Genomic DNA, 19,134 nt, shown 5'->3' with positions numbered 1-19,134 from the left:
CCAAAGCGCGGAAACGGTTGAACGTCGATGTAAATCACGAGCCGCGCAGGCCCCCTGCGCGGCTTTTCTATTGAATAAGCCGATTGGCCTGCGCATAGCGGATCATGTCCGCGTTCGTTTCGATGCCGAGTTTGCGCATTGCCTTGCTCTTCTGCGTGGCGACGGTGGAGATCGAACGGTTCAGGCGCGCTGCGATTTCCGTGAGCGACAGTCCCGCGCCATAAAGGCGGATCACTTCGAGCTCCCTCGCCGTCAGTGAAGAACGTACGACAGGATCGAGCGTCGCGATATCCGGACCACGAAGGATGTCCTGCACGCTGGCCGACCGGAACGGCTGTCGATGCACCGCGACGTCGAGCACCGCTTCCATGAATACGCCAATGCTTTCGGACTTCGACACAATGCCGGCAACCTGCATCTGGTCGAGTTCATGCAGGATGTCGCGATTCTGAACCATGGTGAACACCATAAGCGGTATGGCCGGATAGAGCCGCTTGAGGCGTGTCACCAGATGCAATCCATCGCGATCGGCCTGCTCGCCATACATCAGGAGATCGGTGACGATCAGATGCCATTCTCCGGTTTGCAGCGCATCGAGTAGTTCGGTACCCGAAGCGACGCTCGCGGCGATACGCATGCCTGCGATGCGGCTGATCGCGGATGCGACCGCATGACGAATGACCGGATGATCGTCGGCGATGGCGATCCGGGTTTCGCGAATCAGTGGACTATTGGAATGGACGCACATGCTCATAGCGGTGCATGACCGCGGCTTTCATAACGCGGCGATTCTAGCGTTCGATCGCTGCTTGCGCAGCGAAGTGACGATATTTTACGCATCGGAAGCGCGGAATCGAAGAAATCCTATAGATTGGCGGCGGCGCATTGCAGATACTTCAGCCGGTCCGGAACGCCTTTTGAATAACGGGTTCCGGATGGTCGTACTTATCCATTCTGAGGTTAATAAATGCAAAAAATCGAACGCAATGCACTGACTCAAGCGAATGTTGCCGGGGGCTGCAACAAGCGTAGCTCGTCTTCCGCTAGCGCGGCTTCGGTGGTCATCGTGCAGGTGCGCTAAGCATGCAGAAAATCGATCGCAATTCATTGGCTCAGGTGCGCCTCTCAGGCGGCTGCAACAAGCGTAGCTCCTCTGCTGCCAAAGTGACGACCGTGGTCGTAGTGAAGATGGGCGGCTGACTATGCAGAAGATCGATCGCAACACGCTGGCTCAGGCCGGCATTGCTGGCGGCGCAAATAAAGGCTCTTCCAGTTACGCCTCATCGACATCGGTGGTGATGGTGCAGGTGGCGGCATCGTCGTCATCGCCGTCCCAACCATCGAAGCATTGAGCCGGTAAGCGCCGTTCTCGACGGTGGCATTGCCGCGGCGGTCTCTGTGAGTCCGCTGCGGCAACACCGTCTTGCCGCGCATCGTAGCGATGAACATTCGACTTTCCCCGCGGCGTCTGCTGTCGCTAGCGATGCGACCGATCGCGGCGGCGTATTACCGGATCCGTGCGCGCCTCCTGTGTCGTCTATCGATGCTTGCGATCGAGCGTCTTGCGATCGCCGGTTCGACGCTGAGCGGCCTCGTCGATGCGCGTGCGCGCTGGAACGGACTCGAGCGCTGGGAGGCCGGACATGACGTTTGGCGGCTGTCTTCATTGAAGCGGCGCGATGTGCTGGCGGGTGCGCGTCTCGAAAGGCTGATCGACCAGCGGTTGCATTTTGGCCGGCAATTAAAGCGCGCCGAGGCATGGCCCGAATTGAACGCGGTCGCCGCGGCCATTGCACGAAGAATTTCCGAACTGAAGGCGCAGGCCCCTGACCGGCCGGTAATCGTCGCGCCGTTTCACTACGTGTCGCAATACGCGAACATCTATGTGGTCGACGAATTGCGCAGGCTGCTCGGGCTCGAGTCGATCGGCGTCGTGTCCGGCGTGCCGCGCAACCAGTACGGCGACGACGATGCGCTGATTCCGGGTATCGAAGTGATGCACACGTACAGCGGCGAGAACCGCAATGCGCTCGGGTTGCGCGTTATCCGGTCGCTGCGCCGCCATGGCGTGGTCGTGCTGTTTGCGGATGTGCCGCCCTATACGTTCGCGCGTTACCCGATGGAGACAGTGGGCGTCGAAATGTTCGGCCGTGCCGCGCGCATTCATCGCGGCGTGTTTCGCCTTGGCGCGCCGCTCGATGCCTGGCTGCTGCCGTTCTATCTGCGCTTCGAGCGAGGCCGGTTCGACGCCCGGGTGTGCGATCCGATCGCTCTCGCTGCCTCGGACGCGCCGCAGCGCGTCGCCGACTGCATCGAGCGCGCGTTGACCGATAACTTCGCGCGTTCGCTCGTGACCGGTCATCCGTCGGTCTATGCGTTCGCCGCGTCGCGCTGACCGACGCTCAGCGATTCAACGGCTCAACGCGCGCGAGGCTTCACCCTTTACCTGTACATGCCGCCTGTTGTGGCCGGCTTTTGCCTGAGAAGAATGGATCCAACGAGTCTGCCCCAGTTTCGCGACGTCCCATGGCGATGGATCGCGTATGCGACATCGGCGCTGACCGTTGCCGCGATTGTCTTTGCGTTTAACCACCAGATCGAAATCAAGCAGGATGTGCCGTGTGAAATCGTGTCTTCATCGGAAGTGAAAATTCGCGGCATCAGCGGGCTTGTCACATCGATTTACGCACAACCGGCTGCGCACATCGCGCAGGGCGCGCCGCTTTTTCGCTTGCAGCGCGATCTTTCTTTGGCGAGCGACGGCAGCCAGCGTTTCGATTTCGATGCGCGCATGCGCGACGAACAGCTTGCGGCCGCCGACGCGCAGTGGGCGCAGCGCAAGATCCAGTTGCGCGCGCAACTGGACGGCGCGCAAGCAACGGAGGCGAGCCGTCGCGCCGAACTGCCCGCGCTCGACGAACAGATCGCGCAGACCGAGGCGCTTGCTGCCGGTTCGGCGCGCAAGCTCGAGCGGCTCGAGTCGGCTGCCGGGCTTGTTACGGCCAATCGGGTCGAAGATGCGAGGGCGGACGTGCACCAGGCGAGGTCGAGTGTCGCGCAAAGCGTGGCGCGGCGCGCGCAACTGGTCGGCGAGATCGGCGCATCGCGCAACACACGTGCCGATCTCGAAGCGCAACTGAAGGAACTCGACGCGCGCCATGCGCGCGATGTACAGGATATCCAGTTGCGTTTCGAGCAGTCGCGCCAGGATACGACGATCTCCGCGCCGAAAGCGGGCATCGTCACGTTCTCGAGCCTCGTGCCGGGCCGCATGCTAGCCCCCGAAGACGTCGCGCTCGTCATCGCAACCGGCGACGATCGCGGTTTGCGCGCCGCGCTGCTGATTCCATCGCGCCGCCGCGGCTTCGTTCGCATCGGCCAGACCGTGCGGCTCAAGTTCGACGCGTTTCCCTACACGAAATTCGGCACCTACGAAGCGCGAATCGATGCGTTGTCCGATACGACGGTGGAGGCGCCCGCGACGCCGGGCGGTAACCCGAGAAACGCCAGCAAGCCGGCCGGCGACAACTATATGGCATGGGCGACACTGCGCGGCCGCACCTTCGATTTCGAGGGACAGCACTTCGAAATTCTGCCGGGCATGCGGGCGATGGCGAGCATCGTGGTCGAACGCAGGACGATTGCCGAGTGGGTGCTAGCGCCGCTTTTCCGCGTCTTGAGAGGTTGAACGTGCGCATCATCTACCAGAACGAAGTGGCCGAATGCGGTTACGCGTGTCTTGCCATGGTGCTGTCGCATCTGGGCCGTGCAACTGAAGTGCGCGAGCTGTCGGTGTTCCGGCCGATTTCATCGAATGGCCTTTCGCTGATGGACCTGTACGACGTGGCCGTCGAGTTCGGTCTTGCGGTGCAGGCCTACCGTTTCGATGCGGGCGCCGATCTGCATTCGATCGCGCGCGGCTCCATTCTGCATTTCGGCGGTGCGCATTTTGTGGTGTTCGACAAGTGCGGCCGCGGCTATGTGCAGGTGATCGATCCGGCGAGCGGCAAGCGTCGCATCTCGATCGATACGTTCGTTGCGAGCGTTTCGGGCTATCTGCTCGAATGTGCGCCGACGCCGGCGCTGCCGCGGATTCGCGTGAAGTCGCGCATTCCGGCGGCGCTCGCGCGCGTGCGGGCACTGAACCCGTTGCTGCGGCAACACCTGGCAAAGATACTATTCGTCGCGCTCGGCAGTCAGTTCGCCATTCTGGCCATGCCGTATCTCGGCAACCTCGTGCTCGACTATGTCGTCGCCGCGGACAATCTGAATCTGTTGAATGTGCTGGTGCTTACGTTCGCCAGTATTTTCGTGGCCGGTGCGTTGAGTCAGTATGTCGAAACGACGCTCGTCGAATTGTTGCACGGACGCGTGCGCATCAACACGACGGAAGGACTGCTCGGCCACTTGCTGCGCAATCCGATGTCGTGGTTTGAGAAGCGCCACGTGGGGGACGTATTCGCGCGCGTCAAAGCGCAGGACGAAATCAGCGTGTACGCGACGCGCACCTTCGTATCGCTGTGCATTGACGTGACCGTCGGGGTGCTGGCGCTCGGCCTGATGCTGATGCAAAGCCGGCGGCTCACGCTGGTTGCGCTGGCGATGTTTGCCATTTATGTCGCGATTGCGGTGGCGATGTTCGCGCGGATGCGGGATACGCACGCGCTTGTAGTCGAACGTTCGGCGCGTTGCGACGACGCGCTGATCGAGACGATTCGCGCCGCATCGCTTATTAAGCTTGCGCAGGGCGAGACGCGCCGCACCGCGCTATTTATGACGAAATACAAGGAGTACATCGTGGCGACGCTGTCGAGCGCACGCCTGACGAACACGCGCGATGCGATCCTGAAGCTTGTCAATTACGCGGACACGATTGCAATTACGTGGTTCGCCGCGCGCCTGATGCTGAGCGGCGCAGTTTCCGCCGGCGTTTTCTATTCGTTCCTGATCTACAAGTCGCTGTTGTCGGAGCGTTTCGCACATGCGATCAACTCGGGCTTCGCGTATCTGATGCTGAGCGTGCCTGTGGCGCGCGTGGCCGATATCGCCGACTGCGAGGAGGAACGCTATACGCCGCTCGCGGACAGTCTGAAAGCAGCGGAGGTTCGCGAATTCCGGCAGATCGAAGTGCGCGACGTCACGTTTCGCTACGGCGTATCCGATCAGCCCGTGCTGAAAAACGCGAGCATCGATATTCGCAGCGGCGACAAGATTGCGATTGCCGGTCCGTCGGGAAGCGGTAAATCGACGCTATTCAAGCTGCTGTCCGCGGCCGAACCGCTGCAGGAAGGACATATTGCGCTAAACGGTATCGACTGGCGCAATCTGAGCGTCGACGAAATTCGTCGCCACGCCGCGCATATGCGGCAGGGCGATCTGATTCTGCATGGCTCGATTGCCGATAACGTATCGCTGTTCGCAGCGAGCATCGATGAAGAGCGGGTGCATGCGACGCTTGCCGCGGTCGGCTTGCTCGACGACGTGATGCGTCTGCCGATGCGCACGCGCACCGTGATCAGCGACACGATCGCCAATATTTCGGCTGGCCAACGGCAGCGGCTGCTGCTCGCGCGTGCGCTCTATCAGCGGCGCAGCCTGCTGCTGCTCGACGAGCCGACTTCGAATCTCGACCCGGTGTCGGTCCGGCACATCGCCGCCTTGCTGCGGCAACTCGATTGCACGGTGGTCGTGATCACGCACGATCCGACACTCGCCGCGGCATTCGACATTCGCTATCGGCTGCACGACGGCGCATTGCTGCGCGACACGTCTAGTAGTGCGAGCCTTGAAATGGAGCCCACGCATGGTTAATCGACGTCGGGCAATCAGCGCGGCAGGTGCGCTTGTGGTGATGCTGTGCGGCAGCGGCTATACGTATGCGGCGGATTTGTTGTCGGTCGTCGAACAGGCGGTCGATCACGACGCAAGCGTCGCGCAGGCGCGCGCTTCGTATGACGCTGCGCGGCAGGCGGTGCCGATTGCACGCGCTGCGCTGCTGCCGCAGCTTTCAGGCGGCTGGGGGCGCGGCTATAACCGCATCGATACGGAAGGCTTTCCACGCAGCGATTACTGGCAAAGCGGCTGGAGCGTCAGCCTGACACAACCGCTGTTCGACTGGACCCGCTGGACCAACTATCAGCAGGCGGATCTGGTCGAGGCACGCGGCGCGGTCGAATTCGGCGGTGCGCAACAGGCGTCGATTCTTCGCGCGGCGAAGGCGTATTTCGACGAACTCGCGGCTGAAGACGAGGTGCGTCGCATCGACGACTACCTTGCCGCGATCGATGTCGAATACGGCCAACTGCAGCGCCGGCGCGACGCCGGCGAGGCAACCGTAATCGATTTGCGCGACGCGCAAACGCTGCGCGACGAAATTGTCCTGCAGCAGCGCGTCGCGCAGGTGAGTCTGCAAGCGCGGCGCCGTGCGCTCGAACAATTGACGGGCGCGCCTTTCGAACCGCTTGCGCGTTTGCGTGGCGCAATGCCGCTGCCGGCGGCGGCGCCTGCCGACCCGGAAGACTGGGCGACGCAGGCACGCGAGCATGGTTTCGATGTGCAGATGCGGCAGCTCGACTGGCAGATCGCGCAATACGATGTGACCAAGGCGCGCGCCGCGCACTATCCGGTGGCGGGCGTGACCGCGAGCTACACGCCGGCCGGCGCGGCTGCCGGCTACGCGAGGCCGACCACTACGACCACGGCCATGCTGACGGTGACCATTCCGATTTTTTCGGGCGGCGAAGCGCAGTCGAAGGTCAAGGCGTCGCTGGCGCTCGAAGACAAGGCGCACAACGGCCTGCTGTCCGCGCAGCGCAATGCCGAAGCGGCCGCGCGCGACAGTTTCGCGCGCTACGAAGGGGGGCGCGAGCGGACCCGCATGCTGATCGATTTTGTCGAAGCGTCCCGCGATACGCTGGACGCCACGCAAGCGGGCTACAAGGTCGGCAGCCGGACCAGCACCGACGTGCTGCGCACGTTGAATGCGCTTTACGTGGCGCGCCGAGATTTGCGCGCCGCGCGTTACGACACGATCGTCGCATTGCTGCAATTGAAAGCCGAGGCCGCGACGCTCGATGTCGACGATATTGCGGCGATCGGCACGTTACTCATGGGGCAACGCGACGACGGTAAAGTACCGGCACCGGCACCGGCGGGTAGGGGATAACGCGAATGCCTGCCGCGAGGCTAGCCGCTGCCGGCGCGACCCCAATGCGGTAAGCTCAGGACTTGCCGCAACAGACGGCAAACGCAAAAAAGACATAGGAGGCGACATGCGCAAGCTCCGCTCGCAGAGCTGGTTCGGCAGGGACGACAAAGATGGCTTTATCCACCGCTCGTGGATGAAGAATCAGGGCATTCCGCACGACGAATTCGATGGCCGGCCCGTGATCGGCATCTGCAATACATGGTCCGAACTTACGCCATGCAACGCGCATTTCCGCGAGCTGGCCGACTACGTCAAGCGTGGCGTGCGTGAAGCGGGCGGTCTGCCGCTCGAATTTCCGGTGATGTCGCTCGGCGAATCGAATTTGCGGCCTACGGCGATGCTGTTTCGTAATCTCGCGTCGATGGACGTCGAAGAATCGATTCGCGGCAATCCGATCGACGGCGTGATTCTGCTGGTGGGCTGCGACAAGACCACGCCGGCGTTGCTGATGGGCGCCGCGTCATGCAATCTGCCCTCGCTGGCCGTATCGGGCGGGCCGATGCTCAACGGCCGGTTTCGCGGCGGCACGCTCGGCTCGGGCACCGGCGTCTGGCAAATGTCCGAGGAAGTGCGCGCGGGCACGATGACGCAGCAGGAATTCGTCGAAGCGGAATCGTGCATGAACCGCTCGCGCGGCCACTGCATGACGATGGGCACGGCGTCGACGATGGCCTCGATGGTCGAATCGCTCGGCATGGGCCTGCCGCACAATGCGGCAATTCCCGCGGTCGACGCGCGCCGCCAGGTGCTCGCGCATATGGCAGGGCGCCGCATCGTCGATATGGTCCGCGACGATCTGACGATGGACAAGATTCTGACACGTCAGGCATTTGAAAACGCGATCCGCACCAATGCGGCGATCGGCGGTTCGACGAATGCGGTCGTGCACCTGCTTGCGATCGCAAAACGCATCGGCGTCGAACTGACGCTCGAAGACTGGGAGCTCGGTTCCGAAGTGCCGTGCCTCGTGAACCTGCAGCCGTCCGGCGAATTCCTGATGGAAGACTTCTATTACGCGGGCGGCTTGCCTGCCGTGTTGCGGCAACTCGGCGAACAGGGACTGTTGCATCGCGATGCGCTGACTGTGAACGGCAAAACGATCTGGGACAACGTCAGCGAGGCGCCGAATTACAACGAGCAGGTCATTACGTCGTTTGCGAAGCCGTTCAAGCCGCATGCGGGCATCGCGGTGCTCAAGGGCAATCTCGCACCGAACGGCGCGGTGATCAAGCCGTCGGCGGCAACCGAATCGCTGCTCAAGCATCGCGGCCGCGCGGTCGTATTCGAGAACGTCGAGGAATTGCATGCGAAGGTCGACGACGAGTCGCTCGATATCGACGAAAACTGCGTCATGGTGCTGAAGGGCGCGGGGCCGAAGGGTTATCCGGGCTTCGCGGAAGTCGGCAATATGCCGCTACCGAAAAAGGTGCTGCAAAAAGGCATTACCGATATGGTGCGGATCTCCGACGGACGGATGAGCGGCACCGCGTATGGCGCCGTGGTGCTGCATGTGTCGCCGGAGGCCGCGGCGGGCGGGCCGCTCGCGCTCGTGCGCACGGGCGACATGATCGAGCTCGATCTGAAAGCGCGCAGACTGCATCTCGAAGTCTCCGACGAGGAACTCGAACGCCGGCGTGCGGCCTGGCAAGCGCCCGAATTGCCGAAGCGCGGCTATTACCGGCTTTATGTCGAGCATGTCTTGCAGGCGGATCAGGGCGCCGATCTCGACTTTCTGGTCGGCGCGAGCGGTGCGCCGGTGCCGCGCGATTCGCATTGAGCGACGCAAATCATGAGCGCCATCGCGGACTTGCCTGCGCCGCCTGCCGGCATGTGGCCTGTGCTGTATGCGTACTTCGATGCGCAGGACAGTCTCGATCGCGATGCGATGCGCCGCCAGGTCGATGCGACGATTGCAGCGGGCGCGAGCGGCATCGTGATTCTCGGTCTTGCGACCGAGGTCAATCGATTGACGCTCGATGAAAAACGTTCGCTGATCGATTGGGCGGCGGCCGATATCGCATCGCGCGTGCCGTTGGCCGTGACGATTACCGGCGATACGGTCGATGCGCAGGTTGCGTTGGCCGACCATGCGGAGGAGCGCGGCGCCACGGGCCTGATCTTGCAGCCTCCTGCGACGCGCGGCCGGCCCGAGTCGTTCTATTTCGACTTCTTCGCGGCGGTGATGCGTCGCACACATCTGCCGGCCGGCATTCAGAATGCGCCCGAGTATCTGGGCGTCGGCTTGTCCGCGCAATCGATCGTTACGCTTGCGGCGCAATGTCCGCAGTTTCGCTGGCTAAAGGGTGAAGGGCCGGCGGTGACGATACGCGCGACGATCGAGCGCCTGCGCGCGCTCGGTCAGGCTTTACCGGTATTCAACGGCAGGGGCGGGCAGGAACTCGTCGATAATCTGCGCGCCGGGTGCGCGGGGCTGATCGTAGCGCCCGATACGTTCGACTGGCAGGCCGCAATCTATCAGGCGTTTGCTGAGGGCGATATCGCACGGGCGGAAAGCTTGTACGCGCAACTATTGCCCGCGATTGTGTTCGTGATGCAATCGCTCGATACGCTCACGTGTTACGGCAAACGCATTGCCGCGTGGCGATTGGGGTTTGACGTGGCGCACGATCGTGGCGTTGCGCCGACCGCGTTTGGCCTCGAGTGTGCGCAGCGTTTTGTGGCAAGTCTTGGTGAGTTCAGCGATAAGCGTCGATAAGCGGCGCGAACAGCAAAGCAAGCAGCAAAGCAAACAGCGGAGCGGTCTATCGCAGGCGAGTCACAGGCCTCGAATCGCGAACGTGTTCGCGTATTGCACCGGGTTCGAGCCATCCCAGACACACCCGTCGATCAATACCTGCGGCGCCTGAGTGACCGGCACGGTCACGCCGACGTTTTGCGCCGCTTCGCGATAGAGCTGAGTCTGGTTGATCTGGGCGGCGATCTGCGCATAGTCGTCACGCGCGTCAATCATTCCCCAACGCTGATATTGCGTTAAAAACCAGACCCCATCATCGGGCCGCGGATAGTTCACGTTGCCGCTGCCCGCGAAGAAGCGGACCGGCAAACGCGTGCCGGTTCCGGTTTCGCGCTGCAAACGCGGTGCGATCGCCTCCACCGGCACGCCGATAAATTCCGGCTGTGCGAGCCGTCGCGCAATTTCCGAACAATGGCGGTCGTCGTCAAGCCAGCGGCAGGCTTCGAGCATCGTCTGCACGAGCGCACGCGATGTATTCGGAAAGCGGCTCACAAAATCGCGCCGGCAGGCGAGCACCTTCTCCGGGTGATCCGGCCAGATCTCGCTGCTATAGGTAATGGTCCCGCCAACGCCGCGAGCCTCTGCCACCGCATTCCACGGTTCGCCGACGCATAGGCCATCGAGCCGGTCCTGTGCGAGGGCATCGACCATCTGCGGCGGCGGAATCACGACGCTTTCGATATCGCGCAATGGGTGCACGTGTTGTGCGGCGAGCCAGTAATACAGCCACATTGCATGCGTTCCAGTGGGGAACGTTTGAGCGAACACGGGCTTGCGGCCGAGCGTCGCAAGCGCTTCCGGCAGCGTACGATGCGACGCGAGTGCTTCAGTGAGGCGCCGCGACAGCGTGATCGCCTGGCCGTTGCGGTTCAGCACCATCAGCACGGCCATATCGGTTTGCGGTCCGCCGAGGCCGAGCTGCACGCCGTAGACGAGGCCGTACAGCGCATGCGCGGCATCGAGATCGCCGGAGATGAGCTTGTCTCGCACCGCAGCCCACGACGGCTGACGGACGAGTTCGAGCGTGAGCCCATGCGCGTGGCCGAATTCGTAGAGCTTCGCGGCAACGAGCGGCGCAGCGTCGCTGAGCGCGACGAAGCCTAGCCGCAGATGCGTTTTTTCGAGCCGGCCGGACGAAGCGTGCGCCGTGTGCGATGCGTCCAGTCCAACCGTGTGTGTAGATTCAGTCATAAGCGGCCCATCATTCCGGCAAGCCCGCCGACGCGACGATCTGGCGCGCGACGTCGACGAGTTTGACGCTCTGGTCCATCGCGCGTTTGCGCAGCGTCGCGTACGCTGCGTGCTCGGTCATCTTCTGACGCTCCATCAGCACGCGTTTTGCGCGGTCGATCAGCTTGCGCTCGGCGAGTTCGTTTTCGGCCTGCGCGAGACGCTCGCGCAGTTGCGATTCCTGCGCGAAGCGCGCGAGCGCCACTTCGAGAATCGGTGCGAGGCGTTCGGTCGCGAGACCTTCGACGAGATACGCGGTCACGCCCGCGCCGACCGCATCGCGAATCAGCTGCTGATTTGCGTCGTTGCTGAACATCAGTACGGGGCGCGGCGCGGTCGCATTCATCACCGCAAGCTGTTCGAGCGTATCGCGCGACGGCGATTCGGTATCGATGATGATCACGTCGGGCCGTTCGCTTTCGACGGTTCGGTGCAGCGCCTGCGGTGTCGCCGTGCCGGCCAGCATGTCGTAGCCGAGCTGCGCGAGCGTTTCGCGCAATTCGCCTATCGGCTTGTCGGTATCGGTTACGAGCAGTACACGCAGCATGGTCTTCCAGTTCGATTCTTCAGTAGCGCGGGGCGGCGCCGCGTTGCCGGACTTCGCGTTCTTTTTTGCGCAGGTTTTCGCGCCGGCCTTCGCAACTGCGACGTCAGCCCGCAACAGCGGCAGTGTCGACGAGCCGTTTCAGTTCCGGCAGGCACGAACCGCAGACTGTGCCACAGCCGAGCTTTGCCTTCAGTTCCGGCACGGTCGCGCCATGGGCAATCGCCTCGTTGATGCTCGATGCCTTCACCTGCATGCAGCCGCATACGACCCGATCGCGTACCGCCGGTTCGGCGCGCAGGCCCGCGAATGCGGCGAAACGCGGACCGCTCCACGGCCTCGCATCGCGCAATTTTGCCAGCAATGCGGCGCCGTTTGCGGTGTCGCCGGCCAGCACGAAGCCGTCGATCACGTTTTCGCGCCAGATCGCGCGCTTGTCAAGCCCGCGCCGTGCGTCTCGGTATTCGAGCGTATCGTCGCCCGACGGCAGCTCGAGCGCCGCATAGACGCGCTCGAGCCAGCCTTGCGGCGCGGCGGTATGCGCGGCGCGCAGAATCAGCAGATCGTCGGCGTCGAAGGTGACCGATGCGTACGCGCATTCCTTGAGCAGCGGCTGCAGCGCGGCCTGCAATGCCAGCGTATCGCCGCGGCGCGCCGCGATCATCCGCCATGGCAGGTCGGCGCGCTCGATGCGCACGGCCGCGTGCTTCAGTTCGGGCTGCTTCGAATGCGGATCGACCGCGCCATGCGTCGTTTCGTTGATGCCGCCGCTCGCGACGAACTGGCCGCTCCAGTGCATCGCCGCGAATACCGCGCCGGACTGCATGTCGTCGGAAATTTGCAGCGGCAGCACTAGCGCGCCGCGGCGGCTCTTTACGTGCACGAGATCGCCTTCGGCGAGACCGCGCCGTGCGGCGTCGCCGGGGTGCATCGTCAGCGCCGGCTCCGGCGCATGCGAAAACAGCTTCGCCACGCGGCCCGTGCGGCTCATGCCATGCCACTGATCGCGCAGGCGGCCTGTCGTCAGACGGAACGGGAAGCGCGCGTTGACCTCGTCGGCCACCGGCAGATATTGCGTTGCATGAAAGCGCGCGCGGCCGTCCGCGGTCGCGAAGCGGCCGTCGGTATAGCGGCGTGCATCGCCTTCTTCACGGCCCGGCGGAAATGGCCATTGCTGCGGACCTTGCGCGTCGAGCAGCGCATAGCTGATGCCGCCGATGTCGAGATCGCGGCCCTCGGTCAGCGCGCGATGTTCGTCGAACACGGCTTCGGTATGCTCGAAGCCGAACATCTGCGGCTCGCGTACGAGCTTTTGCGCGATGCGGCGCGCGACTTCGTTGGCGATCCACCAGTCCGGCTTCGCCTCGCCAGCGGGCGCAACCGCGGCACGCACGCGCGTGATGCGCCGCTCCGAGTTCGTAACGGTGCCCGCCTTTTCGCCCCACGTCGCCGCAGGCAGCAAGACGTCCGCGTACGGCACGGTGTCGGTTTGCATGAACGCGTCCTGCACGACGACGAATTCCGCCTGATCGAGTGCCTCGCGCACCTTCGCGATGTCGGGCATCGAATGCACGGGGTTCGTGCACGCAATCCAGACCGCTTTCACCTTGCCGCTGCGCAGCGCTTCGAACATATCGACCGCGGGCAGGCCGGGCGAGCCCGACAGGCGCGCCGCATCGGACAGACCCCAGAGTCGCGCCACTTCTTCGCGATGCGCGGCGTTACCGATATCGCGGTGCGCGGCGAGCATCGTCGCCATGCCGCCGACTTCGCGGCCACCCATCGCGTTCGGCTGGCCGGTCAGCGAAAAAGGACCCGCGCCGGGACGGCCGATCTGGCGCGTCGCCAGATGCAGGTTGATCAGTGCAAGATTCTTGTCGGTGCCGTGGCTCGACTGGTTCAGGCCCATGCAGTACAGCGACAACGCAGCAGGGCTTGCGCCGAACCATTCGGCCGCCTGCAGCAGGTCCTGCTCCGCGATGCCGCACAATTCGGCCGCGACACGCGGCGTGAACTCGCGCACCAGCTTCTTCAGCTCGTCGAAACCGGTTGTGTGCGCATCGATATAGTCGCGATCGACAAGGCCTTCCCAGATCAGGTGATGCAGCATGCCGTTGAAGAGTGCGACATCGGTGCCCGGCTGGATCGCGAGATGCAGATCGGCCATCGCGGCCGTATCGGTGCGGCGCGGGTCGACGACGATCCAGCGGATAGCCGGGTTTGCGGCCCTGGCCGCTTCGAGCCGGCGAAACAGAACCGGATGTGCCCACGCCATATTGCTGCCTGCGAACAGCACGGTCTGCGCGAGTTCGAGGTCCTCATAGCAGGTCGGCGGGCCGTCGGCGCCCAATGCCATCTTGTACGCGGTCACCGCGCTCGACATGCACAGGCGCGAATTCGTATCGATGTTGTTGGTGCCGACGAGCCCCTTGGCGAGCTTGTTGAAGACGTAATAGTCTTCGGTCAGCAACTGGCCGGACAGATAGAACGCGACGGCATCGGGGCCGTGTTCGGCGATCACATCGGCAAAGCGTTGTGCGACTGTATCGAGTGCCTCGTCCCACGGCACCGCGTGGCGCGGCGCGTCGCGCCGCGTGCGCAACTCGGGTTGCAGCACGCGGCCGCTGTCGCTGCGCGCGCTGTCGGCGAGCGCGAGCCCTTTGCTGCAGAGCTTGCCGAAGTTGGCCGGATGTTCGGGGTCGCCCTTCACGCCGGTGATGCGCCCGTCCTCCGCCTCGATCAGCACGCCGCAGCCGACGCCGCAATAACAGCAGGTGGAACGGGTGACGGTTTTCATCGAACCTCCATTGCGCCTCATTGCGTCTGTGAGTGCGTCGCTATTCGAGGCACAGATAAACCGCGCCATCTTCATCGACGCGCACCGGAAAGTGGCGCGCGCAACCTTCATCGGGCGCCTTCGCGACACCGCTCGCGAGATCGATATTCCACGCGTGCAGCGGGCAGGTCACGCTCTCGCCGTGCACGATGCCGAGCGACAGCGCGCCGCCCTTGTGCGGACAACGGTCGAGCAGCGCATACACGTTGTCCTGCGCCGTGCGAAAGATCGCGATATTGCCGTTCTCGCGTTCGAGCACGCGGCTGCCGAGCGGCGGAATGTCGGCGACGGTGCAGATGCGCGTCCATGCGCGGGTCACTTGCATATCCATGGTCATGTTCCTTCAGGCCACTACCTTGAGCGGGATGTACTCGTTTTTCTGCATGCCTTCGATGCGCGCTTCCCACGGATCGGGCAGGCCTTCGAGCGAATAGAGCAGCCGTTCGTACAGTGCCTTGCGGCTTGCCGCGTCTTCGACCACTTTCTGCTTCACGTAGTCGAGGCCGACGCGCGCGATGTAGTGCACGGTGCGATCGAGGTAATACGCTTCCTCGCGATAGAGCTGCAGGAACGCACCCGTGTATTCCTTCACTTCGTCGGGCGTCTTCACCTTCACGAGGAACTGCGCGACTTCGGTCTTGATGCCGCCATTGCCGCCCACATAGAGCTCCCAGCCGCTGTCGACCGCAATCACGCCGACGTCCTTGATGCCGGCCTCGGCGCAATTGCGCGGGCAGCCCGACACCGCCAGCTTCGTCTTGTGGGGCGACCACATATTCGCGAGCATCGTTTCGAGATCGATGCCCATCTGCGTGCTGTTTTGCGTGCCGAAGCGGCAAAACTCGCTGCCCACGCAGGTTTTTACGGTGCGGATCGATTTGCCATATCCGTGGCCCGACTTCATGCCGAGGTCTTTCCACACGTGTGGCAGGTCTTCCTTCCTGATGCCGAACAGGTCGATGCGCTGGCCGCCCGTCACCTTGACCATCGGCACGTTGTACTTGTCGGCCACGTCCGCGATGCGGCGCAGTTCGGCCGAGTTCGTCACACCGCCCTTCATTTGCGGGATCACCGAGAACGTGTTGTCCTTCTGGATGTTCGCGTGCACGCGTTCGTTGACGAAACGGCTCTGCGGATCGTCGACGGCTTCGCGCGGCCATGTCGACAGCAGGTAATAGTTGATCGCCGGGCGGCAGGTCGCGCAGCCGTTCGGCGTGCGCCATTCGAGGAAGTCGTAGACCTCGCGGTGCGTGAGCAGATGATGGTCGCGAATCGCCTTGCGCACTTCGCCGTGATTGCGGTCCGTGCAGCCGCATACGGCCTTCGTCTTCGGCGGTTCCTGGAAGTTCGCGCCGACCGTGCTCATCAGGATCTGTTCGACGAGCCCCGTGCACGAGCCGCACGAGCTCGATGCCTTGGTGTGCTTCTTCACGTCGTCGAGCGTAAACAGGCCCTTTTCGGTGATCGCCTTGACGATCGTGCCTTTGCATACGCCGTTGCAGCCGCACACTTCGTCGCTGTCGGCCATCGCGGCCGCGCGGCTTTGCCCTTGCACGCCCGCGTCGCCGACGCTCGACTCGCCGAACATGATGTGATCGCGCAGCTCGCCGAGCTTGCGGCCTTCGCGCAGCAGCTTGAAGTACCACGCGCCATCGGCGGTGTCGCCATAGAGGCAGGCGCCGACCAGTTGATCGTCCTTGATCACGAGCTTCTTGTAGACACCGCCCGCGGGATCGGACAGTACGATTTCCTCGGTGCCGTCGCTGCCCATGAAGTCGCCTGCGGAAAACAGGTCGATACCGGTTACCTTCAGTTTCGTCGACAGCACCGAGCCTTTGTAGCTGCCGATGCCCATCAGCGCGAGATGGTTCGCGGCCACTTTCGCCTGCTCGAAGAGCGGCGCGACGAGACCATACGCGATGCCGCGATGGCTCACGCATTCGCCAACCGCATAGATGCGCGGATCGTAGGTCTGCAACGCATCGCTGACGACGATGCCGCGATTGCAGTGCAGCCCGGCTGCTTCGGCAAGCGCCGTGTTCGGGCGGATGCCCGCGGCCATCACGACGAGGTCCGAGGGAATCGCGTCGCCGTCCTTGAACACGACGCCGGTCACGTCGCCCGCATCGTTGCCGGTAATTTCCGCGGTTGCCTTGCTGAGCAGGAATTTGAGTCCGCGTGTTTCGAGCGAGCGCTGCAGGAGGCGTCCCGCAGTCGCATCGAGTTGCCGCTCGAGCAGCGTATCGGCGAGGTGCACGACGGTCACGTCCATGCCGCGCAGCTTCAGACCGTTCGCGGCTTCAAGGCCGAGCAGGCCGCCGCCGATTACAACGGCGTGACGTTTCACCGCAGCCGTGTCGATCATTGTTTGCGTATCGTAGATGTCCCGATAGCTGATCACGCCCTTCAACGTATTGCCCGGCACAGGCAGGATGAACGGCGTCGAGCCGGTCGCGATCAGCAGGCGCTCGTACGGCGCTTCGGTGCCGTCGGTGGCGATCACCTTGCGGCGCACGCGGTCGATCTTTTCGACGGTCTTTCCCAGATGCAGCCGAATGCCATTCTGCTCGTACCACTCGATGGGATTGAGCACGATGTCGCTGAAGGTCTGCTCGCCGGCGAGCACGGGCGACAGCAGGATGCGGTTGTAGTTCGGGTGCGGTTCGGCGCCGAAGACCGTGATGTCGTATTGATCGGGGGCGATCGTCAACAGTTCTTCGAGCGTGCGGATGCCGGCCATGCCGTTGCCGATGACGACGAGTCGGGGTTTGCTCATGATGTCCGTTCAGCCGAGGTATCGCGCAGCGGGTGAGGAAACCCGATGCGACGCACGTCGAACGCCATTGCCCGACTGTTGTCTGCCGAAATCCCGGTTCATGCGTTGCTATGTTGCGGGACCCGCGGCCGTGTATTTCCGCGAAGCGCTTTCGCCGATGGCGTAGGGCGGTTTCGCTGGTGTCACCCGCGTCTTTGCGGGCCACGAACCGCTTTAAGCAACGCTCATGCCATTCAGCAGCAAAGCCGCAGATCCTTATGGGGCAACGCGTTTAGCGGATTCGTTGCGGCGTTTGTATTGCACCGCAGCAGTGCGCGCGGCGGGCGATGCACTGATTTAGCGCGAACGCGCGCCGATGCGATGCCCGAAGGCTTTCTCATTTATTACGGCTGGAATAAGTGATGTGCTCAGGCGTTCTGGAAAACGACTGGCTCTCACGCATCACCGACCGGTGTAACAACAAGATGGACGATGGACGATTCGATTGAAATTGCTGCGAGCCATGGCCGGAGTTTCGCAGGCCATATTGCATTACCCGCGCACAGACCGGCGCCGGGGCTCGTGCTGCTGCACGACATTTATGGCATCGACGAGCCCATCAAGGCGATGGCGCGGCGTTATGCCGAAGAGGGTTACGTGGTGGTCGTGCCCGATCTTTACTGGCGGCTCTCGCCGCGCAAGTTGTTCAAGCGTCACGGCGACGACGTGACGCTCGCACACGAATTCAACCGGCTTCTCGACGTCGACCATGCCGTCGACGACATCAATTCGACCTTCGAAGCATTGCGCGACCATCCGGCGCACGACGGCAAGATCGGCGTGCTCGGCTTCGGGCCTGGCGGCAAGCTAGCCGTGCTCGCGGCGGCCTATACGGACGTGGACTGTGCGGTCGGCTACTGCGGCGCCTCGCTCGAGGCGCACCTCAGCGATGCGCGGCGCTTGCGCTGCCCGGTGGTGCTGCATCTGTCCGGGCGTATTTCGTCCGCGCACGACGTGCTCATGCGCGGCAAGATCCGCGCGGCGTTCGAGTACAAGCCGGGCGTGACGATCTATGAATACGAGTGCGGCGAGGCGTTTACGGTGCCCGGCCCCGAATTCGACCGGCCGTCGGCGGCGCTGTCGTATTCGCGTTCGTTGTCGCTGCTCAAGAAAACGATGGGGCCGATCTACGCAATCGAACGCGTCTGGAAGCGGCACTCGTACCACAAGTACGTCACGCGCGACGCCGACGCTGTGATGTCGACGATGGTCGACGATCCCTACTTCAACGACGTGCCGACGATGACAGGCGGCATCGGCCGCGAATCGCTCAGACGCTTCTACGTCGAAGAGTTCATGCATTCGTTTCCGCCCGATGCGCAGCATGTGCCGGTGTCGTTCACGGTCGGCGTCGACCGGATCGTCGACGAATTTGTGTTTCGTTGTACGCACACATGCGAGATGCACTGGATGCTGCCGGGCGTCGAACCGACGGGCAAATACTTCGAAGTCGCAATGGTTGCGGTGATCTGCTTTCGCGGCGACAAGATCGACAACCTGCATGTGTACTGGGATCAGGCGACCGTGCTCGCGCAGATCGGCATGCTCGATACCGCGGGGTTGCCGGTGGTTGGTATTCAGTCTGCGCGCAAGGTGCTCGATATTGCGCGGCCCAGCGATACGTTGATGCCCGGGATGAGCGGGGGAGACGACAAGCCGGGTTGAGGCGCGTTTTATGTGATGGCGGGACGCGCACGGTTGGGCGGACTAGCCGCGATCAAATCGCGGGATGGCTTGCGGGAACCGT

The 19,134-nt window shown here is 63.2% G+C and carries 14 protein-coding genes; 8 read left to right on the top strand and 6 right to left on the bottom strand.

Going from position 1 to position 19,134, the window contains the following annotated elements:
* Nucleotides 1–67: 67 nt before the first annotated feature.
* Nucleotides 68–748, bottom strand: coding sequence for a response regulator (locus tag KZJ38_RS34590; protein WP_246641922.1), 681 nt, complete (start codon nt 746–748; stop codon nt 68–70).
* 454 nt (nt 749–1,202) lie between these two features.
* Between KZJ38_RS34590 and KZJ38_RS34585 the strand changes: the two genes are divergently transcribed.
* From KZJ38_RS34585 to KZJ38_RS34555, 7 genes are all read left to right on the top strand, one after another.
* On the top strand, nt 1,203–1,352 hold the full coding sequence (locus KZJ38_RS34585) for a hypothetical protein (protein WP_219801505.1): 150 nt from the start codon (nt 1,203–1,205) through the stop codon (nt 1,350–1,352).
* An 89-nt stretch (nt 1,353–1,441) separates the two neighbouring features.
* Nucleotides 1,442–2,395 carry a lysophospholipid acyltransferase family protein gene (locus KZJ38_RS34580; protein ID WP_246641921.1) on the top strand — a complete coding sequence of 318 codons (954 nt, stop codon included), beginning with the start codon at nt 1,442–1,444 and terminating at the stop codon, nt 2,393–2,395.
* Nucleotides 2,396–2,488: 93 nt separating this feature from the next.
* Nucleotides 2,489–3,688 (top strand): HlyD family secretion protein, encoded by a 1,200-nt coding sequence (locus tag KZJ38_RS34575; protein ID WP_219801504.1) that lies wholly within the window; start codon nt 2,489–2,491, stop codon nt 3,686–3,688.
* Nucleotides 3,689–3,690: 2 nt separating this feature from the next.
* The gene (locus KZJ38_RS34570; RefSeq protein ID WP_219801503.1) at nt 3,691–5,811 is read left to right on the top strand and encodes a peptidase domain-containing ABC transporter; all 2,121 of its coding nucleotides are present in this window, start codon (nt 3,691–3,693) and stop codon (nt 5,809–5,811) included.
* Complete coding sequence (locus KZJ38_RS34565; RefSeq protein ID WP_246641920.1) at nt 5,804–7,165, top strand: TolC family outer membrane protein; 1,362 nt, start codon at nt 5,804–5,806, stop codon at nt 7,163–7,165. Before KZJ38_RS34570 ends, KZJ38_RS34565 begins: the two co-directional genes overlap by 8 nt.
* 106 nt (nt 7,166–7,271) lie before the next feature.
* Entirely contained in the window at nt 7,272–8,984 is a 1,713-nt protein-coding gene (locus KZJ38_RS34560) for an IlvD/Edd family dehydratase (RefSeq protein ID WP_219801502.1), read from the top strand.
* 12 nt (nt 8,985–8,996) lie between these two features.
* On the top strand, nt 8,997–9,923 hold the full coding sequence (locus KZJ38_RS34555; RefSeq protein WP_246641919.1) for a dihydrodipicolinate synthase family protein: 927 nt from the start codon (nt 8,997–8,999) through the stop codon (nt 9,921–9,923).
* 60 nt (nt 9,924–9,983) lie between these two features.
* Here the strand turns inward: KZJ38_RS34555 and KZJ38_RS34550 are convergent, their stop codons facing one another.
* From KZJ38_RS34550 to nirB, 5 genes are all read right to left on the bottom strand, one after another.
* Nucleotides 9,984–11,153: a CmpA/NrtA family ABC transporter substrate-binding protein gene (locus KZJ38_RS34550; protein ID WP_219801501.1), complete on the bottom strand. Its 1,170-nt coding sequence runs from the start codon at nt 11,151–11,153 to the stop codon at nt 9,984–9,986.
* A 10-nt stretch (nt 11,154–11,163) separates the two neighbouring features.
* Nucleotides 11,164–11,739, bottom strand: a complete 576-nt coding sequence (locus tag KZJ38_RS34545; protein ID WP_219801500.1) for an ANTAR domain-containing response regulator — start codon at nt 11,737–11,739, stop codon at nt 11,164–11,166.
* Nucleotides 11,740–11,842: 103 nt separating this feature from the next.
* Nucleotides 11,843–14,533, bottom strand: a complete 2,691-nt coding sequence (locus KZJ38_RS34540) for a nitrate reductase (protein WP_219801499.1) — start codon at nt 14,531–14,533, stop codon at nt 11,843–11,845.
* 40 nt (nt 14,534–14,573) lie between these two features.
* Entirely contained in the window at nt 14,574–14,903 is a 330-nt protein-coding gene (gene nirD, locus KZJ38_RS34535) for a nitrite reductase small subunit NirD (RefSeq protein WP_425518397.1), read from the bottom strand.
* A 12-nt stretch (nt 14,904–14,915) separates the two neighbouring features.
* Nucleotides 14,916–17,348: a nitrite reductase large subunit NirB gene (gene nirB / locus KZJ38_RS34530; protein ID WP_219801498.1), complete on the bottom strand. Its 2,433-nt coding sequence runs from the start codon at nt 17,346–17,348 to the stop codon at nt 14,916–14,918.
* Nucleotides 17,349–17,819: 471 nt separating this feature from the next.
* Between nirB and KZJ38_RS34525 the strand changes: the two genes are divergently transcribed.
* Nucleotides 17,820–19,052 carry a dienelactone hydrolase family protein gene (locus KZJ38_RS34525; RefSeq protein ID WP_219801497.1) on the top strand — a complete coding sequence of 411 codons (1,233 nt, stop codon included), beginning with the start codon at nt 17,820–17,822 and terminating at the stop codon, nt 19,050–19,052.
* Nucleotides 19,053–19,134: the final 82 nt, after the last annotated feature.

Source organism: Paraburkholderia edwinii (genome assembly GCF_019428685.1).
Classification (GTDB): Bacteria; Pseudomonadota; Gammaproteobacteria; order Burkholderiales; family Burkholderiaceae; genus Paraburkholderia; species Paraburkholderia edwinii.
The sequence above is the reverse complement of the archived record's forward strand: the minus strand, read 5'-3'. Positions and strand labels throughout refer to the sequence as shown.